Origin of the sequence: Candidatus Halobonum tyrrellensis G22 (genome assembly GCF_000495475.1) — an archaeon.
Taxonomy (GTDB): Archaea; Halobacteriota; Halobacteria; order Halobacteriales; family Haloferacaceae; genus Halobonum; species Halobonum tyrrellense.
On record NZ_ASGZ01000015.1, the window covers coordinates 1 to 7,431 of the forward strand.

The 7,431-nt window shown below is 73.4% G+C and carries 9 protein-coding genes; 7 read left to right on the forward strand and 2 right to left on the reverse strand.

All coding sequences use genetic code 11. The annotated features are described in order from the left end of the window. The 7 genes from K933_RS05110 to K933_RS05135 all read left to right on the forward strand — a co-directional run. Positions 1 to 390 (forward strand): GTP-dependent dephospho-CoA kinase family protein (locus K933_RS05110; RefSeq protein WP_023393622.1); only part of this gene is annotated, 390 nt, incomplete at its 5' end. A gap of 369 nt (positions 391 to 759) precedes the next feature. Then, positions 760 to 1,071 carry a 30S ribosomal protein S24e gene (locus K933_RS05115; protein WP_023393623.1) on the forward strand — a complete coding sequence of 104 codons (312 nt, stop codon included), beginning with the start codon at positions 760 to 762 and terminating at the stop codon, positions 1,069 to 1,071. A gap of 21 nt (positions 1,072 to 1,092) precedes the next feature. Further along, the gene (locus tag K933_RS05120) at positions 1,093 to 2,745 is read left to right on the forward strand and encodes a bifunctional N(6)-L-threonylcarbamoyladenine synthase/serine/threonine protein kinase (protein ID WP_023393624.1); all 1,653 of its coding nucleotides are present in this window, start codon (positions 1,093 to 1,095) and stop codon (positions 2,743 to 2,745) included. A 260-nt stretch (positions 2,746 to 3,005) separates the two neighbouring features. Then, positions 3,006 to 3,290: a DUF5808 domain-containing protein gene (locus K933_RS05125; protein WP_023393625.1), complete on the forward strand. Its 285-nt coding sequence runs from the start codon at positions 3,006 to 3,008 to the stop codon at positions 3,288 to 3,290. Positions 3,291 to 3,458: 168 nt separating this feature from the next. Further along, positions 3,459 to 3,632 carry a hypothetical protein gene (locus K933_RS18610; protein WP_023393626.1) on the forward strand — a complete coding sequence of 58 codons (174 nt, stop codon included), beginning with the start codon at positions 3,459 to 3,461 and terminating at the stop codon, positions 3,630 to 3,632. Continuing rightward, on the forward strand, positions 3,629 to 4,591 hold the full coding sequence (gene corA / locus K933_RS05130) for a magnesium/cobalt transporter CorA (protein WP_049947620.1): 963 nt from the start codon (positions 3,629 to 3,631) through the stop codon (positions 4,589 to 4,591). Before K933_RS18610 ends, corA begins: the two co-directional genes overlap by 4 nt. A gap of 50 nt (positions 4,592 to 4,641) precedes the next feature. Then, positions 4,642 to 5,649, forward strand: a complete 1,008-nt coding sequence (locus K933_RS05135; RefSeq protein WP_023393628.1) for an oxidoreductase — start codon at positions 4,642 to 4,644, stop codon at positions 5,647 to 5,649. 18 nt (positions 5,650 to 5,667) lie between these two features. Here K933_RS05135 and K933_RS05140 read toward each other — a convergent pair whose 3' ends face one another. Together K933_RS05140 and K933_RS18265 are read right to left on the reverse strand one after the other, a co-directional pair. Next, a complete protein-coding gene (locus K933_RS05140; RefSeq protein WP_049947622.1) occupies positions 5,668 to 7,077 on the reverse strand; it encodes a PQQ-dependent sugar dehydrogenase in 1,410 nt (469 codons plus the stop codon). Between the two features lie 23 nt (positions 7,078 to 7,100). Beyond that, on the reverse strand, positions 7,101 to 7,431 hold a 331-nt coding region (locus K933_RS18265), incomplete at its 5' end, for a hypothetical protein (RefSeq protein WP_023393630.1).

Here is a 7,431-nt window from a genome sequence, read left to right on the forward strand (position 1 = left end):
GACGTGGCGGTGATCGACGGCAAGACCGAACGGGAGGCGGTCGGCGACGAGATAGCCGCGGTGCTCGACCGGGACGGTGACGGGGAGAGCGACGACGCGCGCATCGACGTCGAGAACGAACCCGCGACGCTGTCGGCCGCGATGCTCGACGCGCTCCGGGCGGGCCTCGACGCCGACCGGCCGACCGTGGTCCACGTCACCGGCGAGGAGGACCTCGCCACCCTGCCGGCCATCGTCGCCGCACCCGACGGCGCGAGCGTCGTCTACGGCCAACCCGGCGAGGGGATGGTGCTCGTCGCGGTGACGCCCGAGTCGAGAGCGCGCGCGCGCGACCTGCTCGAACGGATGGCCGGCGGGAGCGAGACGGCGCTCGCGCGGCTAGAGCGGTAGCCGGCGGAGGGCGGTGGGTAGTGAGGGTGGGGTCGCCCTCCGCCGACCCAGTTCCGGGTCCGCTCCGTTCGTCGGCGTCGGACCGAACCCGTTCGGTCTCCGCGGACCGTTCCGACCGTCGGGTCGCCGGTCCCGACGAGCCGTCCGTCGTACCGCCAGTCCAGACCAGGTTCCGCATCCCCTCGTCGCCCCGTCACGCCCGGCGGTAGCCGGCCGCGACGCTCCGCCCGGCCACCCGGTCGACGACGCCCGCGTGCGCCGATCGCCGTTTCCCGTGGGGCGCCGGCGGCCGCGCGGTCGAGATCCGCCGCGTCGGCGGCCTTCGAAATCCTTTTCCCCCTACTCGGCCGACTCTCCGGCAACTCAACCATGGATATCGACGTCATCTCCGAGGAGGAGAACCCGATGCTCCACCGGACCGACGTCCGGTTCGAGATCGTCCACGACGAAGCCACGCCCGCGCGCCTGCAGGTGCGCGACTCGCTCGCCGCCAAACTCGACAAGTCCGCCGACGAGGTGGTCGTCCACGAACTCGACACCAAGTTCGGCATGCGCAAGACCATCGGCTACGCGAAGGTGTACGAGTCGGCCGACCACGCGACCGACGTCGAACAGGCGTACATGCTCGACCGGAACGCCATCGGCGCGAGCGACGACGAGGCGGACGCCGAAGAGGCGTAGTCGAGCGGCCACTCACCACAGATGCGCGTCCTCGGCATCGAAGGGACGGCGTGGTGTGCGAGCGCCGCCGTCTACGACGCCGAGACCGACGCGGTTTCTATCCACTCGGACGCGTACGAACCCGACAGCGGCGGCATCCACCCGCGCGAGGCCGCCGAGCACATGGGCGACGCGGTGCCGCGGGTGGTGCGGACCGCCCTCGATGACGCCCGCGAGGCGTACGGAGCCGACCCGGTCGACGCCGTGGCGTTCTCGCGGGGACCGGGACTCGGCCCGTGTCTCCGCATCGTCGCCACCGCGGCGCGGGCGCTCGCGGCGACGCTCGACGTGCCGCTCGTGGGCGTCAACCACATGGTCGCCCACCTCGAAATCGGGCGCCACCGCTCGGGGTTCGACGCGCCGGTCTGTCTCAACGCCTCGGGAGCGAACGCCCACCTGCTGGGGTATCACGACGGCCGCTACCGGGTGCTCGGCGAGACGATGGACACCGGCGTCGGCAACGCCATCGACAAGTTCACCCGCCACGTCGGGTGGAGCCACCCCGGCGGTCCGAAGGTGGAGGAGCACGCGAAGTCGGGCGAGTACGTCGACCTGCCGTACGTCGTGAAGGGGATGGACTTCTCGTTTTCGGGGATCATGAGCGCCGCGAAGCAGGCGTACGACGACGGCGTCCCCGTCGAGGACGTCTGTTTCTCGCTCCAAGAGCACGTGTTCGCCATGCTCGCGGAGGTGTCCGAGCGGGCGCTGTCGCTGACGGGCGCCGACGAACTCGTCCTCGGCGGCGGCGTGGGACAGAACGAGCGGTTGCGGGAGATGCTCGCCGGGATGTGCGAGGCGCGCGGCGCGGCGTTCTACGCGCCCGAGCCGCGCTTCCTCCGGGACAACGCCGGGATGATCGCGGTGTTGGGCGCGAAGATGGCGGCCGCCGGCGACACCCTCCCGGTCTCGGAGTCGGCGGTCGACCCCGACTACCGCCCGGACGAGGTAGCCGTCACGTGGCGCGACGACGCCGCGTCGGTGGCGGTGGCGGGCGGCCGGGACGACGAGGGGGTGCGGCGCGGCGCGGAGGCGACCGTCGACCTCGACGGCGAGCGCGCGGTGAAGCGTCGGCTCGCGAAGGAGTACCGCCACCCGACGCTCGACGCGACGCTCCGGCGCGAGCGGACGGTCGGCGAGGCGCGACTGCTCGCGGAGGCGCGCCGCGCGGGCGTGCCGACGCCGCTCGTCCGCGACGCGGACGTCGAGGGGTCGACGCTCACCCTCCAGTACGTCGGCGACCGCGACCTCGCCGCCGACCCGACGGCGGCGGGCGCGCGGCGCGTGGGCCGCCACCTCGCACGCCTCCACACCGCGGGGCTGGTCCACGGCGACCCGACGACCCGGAACGTCCGGGTCGTCGACGGCGCCGACGAGGGGGGCGCCGCTCGGGAGGTCGACGGCGACCGAGCGCCCCGACCGTTCCTCGTCGACTTCGGTCTCGGCTACGCGACGGACCACGTCGAGGACTACGCGATGGACCTCCACGTGTTCGAGCAGTCGCTCGTCGGGACGACCGACGGCGCCGAACCGCTCGTCGACGCCGTCGAGGCGGGCTACCGCGAGGCGGGCGACGGGGGCTCCGAGCGGGTGCTCGACCGCCTCCGGACGGTCGAGGGGCGCGGTCGCTACCGATAGTGCGGGCGAACCGGCGACCGGTCGGTCCGCGGGGCGGACTGGCGACCCAGCGGCTGCCCGCGCGGGGGTGGGTCGCACTGCCGCGGGTCCCCGCGCGGCGAACCTCAGCGCACGCGCGGGGTGGTCCGGGCATCGCATTTGAACCCCAGGTCGGTCCGCCGGGTCGCGTCGACGGGGCGCGAGTCGGCGGGTCGGCCGACGGCGGGCCGGCGAGTTGGCGAGCCGAAACGATTTATCACCTGCCGACGCTAGCCGGGCGTATGGACGACAGCGACGAGACCGTGCGCGGCGAACTGTTCGGCATCCCGTACAACTTCGAGCCGCCGACGATCGGTCGGATGCTCGCCGCCTACTGGCGGCCCGACGAGGAGATGGCCGTCGAGAAACCGTTCGGCATCGGCTACACGCTGAACATGGCCAACTGGCGCGCGTGGGTCGTGCTGGCCGTCGCGGGCGTGCTCCACTACCAAGAGCAGAGTTCGAAGAAGCAGGCCGCCGAGGAGTCCGACCGCGAACCCGTCGAGGTCGTCGTCAACGACGACTGAACCGGCCGGTCGATTGCGGCGGCGTCTCCCGCCCCCACGCGAGCACCGACGACCCCGTCCGAAGGTCGACCCGGCCGCTCGGCTCTCGTTCCGCCCGCCCCGTCCGTCGGCCGTCGCCCCCGTCGGGTGACGCCTAGGCTTACGCCCCCACCGCGAGACGGCAGGGGTATGAACCGGACGTTCCTCGCGGGGGCGGCGTTGACCGCGCTGTCGGCGGTCGGCTACGTCGCCGGAACCGTCGCGCCGTACCCCGGGCGGGAGGCGAGCATCGCCGGGGTGATGGTCGGCCTGACCCTCGCGGCGGTGACGTACGGCCGGGGCGGCGGGGCGGATACGGGATGATGCGGTCGCTGTCGTACACGCCCGACGGCGCGGACGCGTTCGACGACCCCGAGGCCGCCATCCGCGCGCCGGGGACGACGTGGGTGTGCGCGTCGGGCGACCGGGCGGAACTCGACCGGACCGCCGAGCGGTTCGGCATCCACCCGCTCCACGTCGAGGACGTGGTGAACGACGTCCGGCCGAAAACCGAGGTGTTCGACGAGTACACGTTCTTCCTCGCGAAGGCGGCGCGCTTCCGCGTGGGCGAGACCACGTTCCTCGAGGAGATCCGCACCGACCCGGTCGGCGTGTTCGTCGGCGAGGGGTGGCTGGTGACGCTCACGACCAGCGAGGTGTCGGCGGTGAGCCGGGTGTGGGACCGGGTCGCGGGGGCCGAGCGACGCGCGCTCGCGCGCGGTCCGGACTTCGTCGGCTATCTGGTGTTAGACCGGATCGTCGACGACTACTTCGCGTTGCTCGACGAGGTCGAAGACGACATCGAGTCGGTCGAGGAACTGGTGATCGAGGCACCCGACCCCGAGACGCTCGCGGCGATAAACGACCTCAGGCGCGAGCTGTTGTCGATCCGTCGCGTGGTCTGGCCCACGCGGGACGCCGCGAACGCGCTCTACCGGGGCGACGCCAATCACGTCGCGGAGGCGACCGAGAAGTACTACCGCGACGTGTACGACCACCTCGTCCAGGTGGTCGAACTCACGGAGACGTACCGCGACCTGACCTCGGGCGCGCGCGACATCTACCTCAACACGGTGTCGCAGTCGACCAACGAGGTGATGCGGAAGCTGACGGTCGTCTCGGCGGTCCTGCTGCCGCTGACGTTCGTCGCGGGGCTGTTCGGGATGAACTTCGCGACGATGCCGGAACTCGGCTGGCCGTACGCCTACCCCGCGGTGCTGGTCGGGATGGCCGGCGTCGCGGCGGTGCTGGTGGCGTACTTCAGCCGCGAGGAGTGGCTCTGAGCCGCCGCGCGGAGCGGGCGTTTTTGTGGGTCAGGCGCGTAGCCGGCCCGATGAGTCCGAACGCGAGCGACCCCGGGGACGGTCGGTGGACGCACGACGACCTCCCCGCGATGGACGGCGAGACGGTCGTGGTGACGGGCGCGAACAGCGGTCTCGGTCTCGAAGCGACGCGGGCGTTCGCGCGGGTCGGCGCGCGCGTCGTGATGGCGTGTCGGAGCACCGAGCGCGGCCACGTCGCGCGCGCCGACGTCGAACAGGAGGGGGTGGCCGGCGAGTTGGAGGTGCGGGAACTCGACCTGGCCGACCTCGACTCCGTCCGCGCGTTCGCCGACGGCGTCGACGCGCCCGTCGACGCCCTCTGTAACAACGCGGGCGTGATGGCGATACCCCGCTCGGAGACGGCCGACGGCTTCGAGACGCAGTTCGGCGTGAACCACCTCGGCCACTTCGCGCTGACGGGCCTGCTGCTCGACCGCCTCGCGGCGGCCGACGGCGAGGCGCGCGTCGTCACGCAGTCGAGCGGTCTCCACGAGGACGGCGAGATGGAGTTCGACGACCTCCAGGGCGAACGCGACTACGACAAGTGGGACGCGTACGCACGGAGCAAGCTCGCGAACGTGCTGTTCGGCTACGAACTCGACCGGCGGCTCCGCGGGGCGGGCGTCGACGACGTGACGAGCGTGGTGTGTCACCCGGGCTACGCGGCGACGAACCTGCAGCTTCGCGGACCCGAAGCGGAGGGGTCGCGGCTGCGCGTGCTGGCGATGAAGGCGGCCAACACCGCGTTCGCCCAGTCGCCCGAGCGGGGCGTACTCCCGATGCTGTACGCCGCGACTAGCCCGGCCCTCGACGGCGGCGAGTACGTCGGTCCCGGGGGCTTTCGGAACATGCGCGGCTACCCCGCGGTCCAGGAGTCGAGTCCGGCGTCGCACGACGAGGGGGACGCCCGCCGCCTGTGGGGCGTCTCGGAGGATCTCACCGGTGTCACCTACGACTTCACCGCCGCGCGCGAGGCGCGCGCCGACGGGGCGAGCGGGTCCGCGGCGGCCGGCGACTGAGGCCGGTCGCTCTCCCGTCTACGCGTCGACGCCCGCGAGCCGCCGGACCGCGCCGCCGTCCCGACCCGCCGTACAGACGTACAGTTCGCCGTCGGGGTCCTCGCCGAACGAGAGCACGCGCGCGCTCGCCGGCAGTCCGCCGAGTTCGACGACCGAGACGGGCCAGCCCGCCCCCTCCCGGGGGTCCGCGACGAACAGCCGCCGGTCGGTCTGCCAGTCGGCGAACAGGTAGCGCCCGCCCAGCCCCGAGAGCGCGTCGCCCCGGTAGACGTAGCCGCCGATGACGGTGACGCCCGTCACCCGCCCGTCGCCCGAGTGGGGGTACTCGACGGCCGGCGTGCGGAGCGGGTCGCCGTCGGGCGTGGTCTCGGGCGCCGAGTCGGCCCGGAACGGGTGGGTGCCCTCGTAGGCGTTCCAGCCGTAGTTGCCGCCCGCGACGACGCGGTTCACCTCCTCCCACCGGTTCTGTCCCACGTCCGCGACGTAGAAGTCGCCCGTCTCGCGGTCGAAGCTGAACCGCCAGGGGTTGCGAAAGCCCCACGCGTACTGCTCGTCGAGTCCCTCGCGCCCGACCAGCGGGTTCCCCTCGGGAATGCCGTACGGCCGGCCGTCGTCGCCGTCTCCGGCGCCGCCATCGTCGTCCCCGGCGCCGCCGTCGACGTCGACCCGGAGGACGCTCCCCAGCAGGTTCTCGGCGGTGTCCTGACCGTTGCCGCCGGCGACCGCGTCGTACCAGTCGTCGGCGTGACCGGTCCCGCGGTCGTTCGCGCCGCCGCCGTCGCCGACGCCGACGTAGAGGAGGCCGTCGGGGCCGAACGCCACCGACCCGGCGTTGTGGTTCGACTGCGGCTCCGGAATCTCCAGGAGGACACGCTCGCTGTCGGGGTCGGCGGCGTCGGGCGTCGCCGAGAACGACGACAGCACGAACGTGTGGCTGTACCCCGACGGCGTCGCCTCCCCGGCGGGGGCGCTGTAGCGGACGAACACCCGGTCGTCGTCCGGGAACTCGGGGTGGAACGCCAGCCCCAGCAGTCCCATCTCGGAGTAGCCCCCAGGTAGGTCCACCATCCGGTCGCGCACGTCGAGGAACGGCGCCGTCTCGCCGTCGGCGACGAACACCCGGCCGCGCTGGTCGGCGACGTACGCGCGGCCGTCGGCGCCGGGCGGGAACTCCACGCCGACCGGCGAGGCGAACCCGTCGGCGAGCGTCTCGGTGCCGACGCGCGCCGGGAGGTCGGCCGGCGCGTCGGTTCCCGCTCCGGTCGTCGCGGGGTCCGTCCCGGCGGCCGTACTCGCCGCCGGCCCCCCGCCCCCGTCGCTCCCGTCGGCGCCGTTCCCCCCGTTCGGTGCCGAACAGCCGGCGACGCCGGCCGCGCCCGCGACCCCGAGCGCCGCCAGCAGTTCGCGACGCGTGTGTGTCGGGTTCACGTACGCCTTCGCGGACGCGCTCACTAAGCGGTGTCGCCGGCGTCGCGGCCGCCGGCGGGCCACGCCAGCCGCGAGCGGGCGATCACACAGCCGACGACCGCGACGGCGTCGAGGACGAGGAGGACCAGCGCCGGCGTCGACGGCTCCGCCCGGACCGCGAGGAAGGCGACGGCGGGGACGAGCGAGGCGACGAGCAGGCCGGCCGCGACCCGGCGGAACGTCCCCGGGGGGTCGACGACGCGACCGACCAGCGCCTCGTAGCCGGCCGCGCCGCCGACGGCCCCGACCGCCGGGAGCCACGGCGTCGGCACGAGGACGGCCGGTGTGACCGGGCCGGCGACCGCGCCGACCCCG

Coding starts and splice junctions, on each gene's coding strand:
- K933_RS05115 (WP_023393623.1), top strand. CDS start 760: ATGGATATCGACGTCATCTCCGAGGAGGAGAACCCGATGCTCCACCGG.
- K933_RS05120 (WP_023393624.1), top strand. CDS start 1,093: ATGCGCGTCCTCGGCATCGAAGGGACGGCGTGGTGTGCGAGCGCCGCC.
- K933_RS05125 (WP_023393625.1), top strand. CDS start 3,006: ATGGACGACAGCGACGAGACCGTGCGCGGCGAACTGTTCGGCATCCCG.
- K933_RS18610 (WP_023393626.1), top strand. CDS start 3,459: ATGAACCGGACGTTCCTCGCGGGGGCGGCGTTGACCGCGCTGTCGGCG.
- corA (WP_049947620.1), top strand. CDS start 3,629: ATGATGCGGTCGCTGTCGTACACGCCCGACGGCGCGGACGCGTTCGAC.
- K933_RS05135 (WP_023393628.1), top strand. CDS start 4,642: ATGAGTCCGAACGCGAGCGACCCCGGGGACGGTCGGTGGACGCACGAC.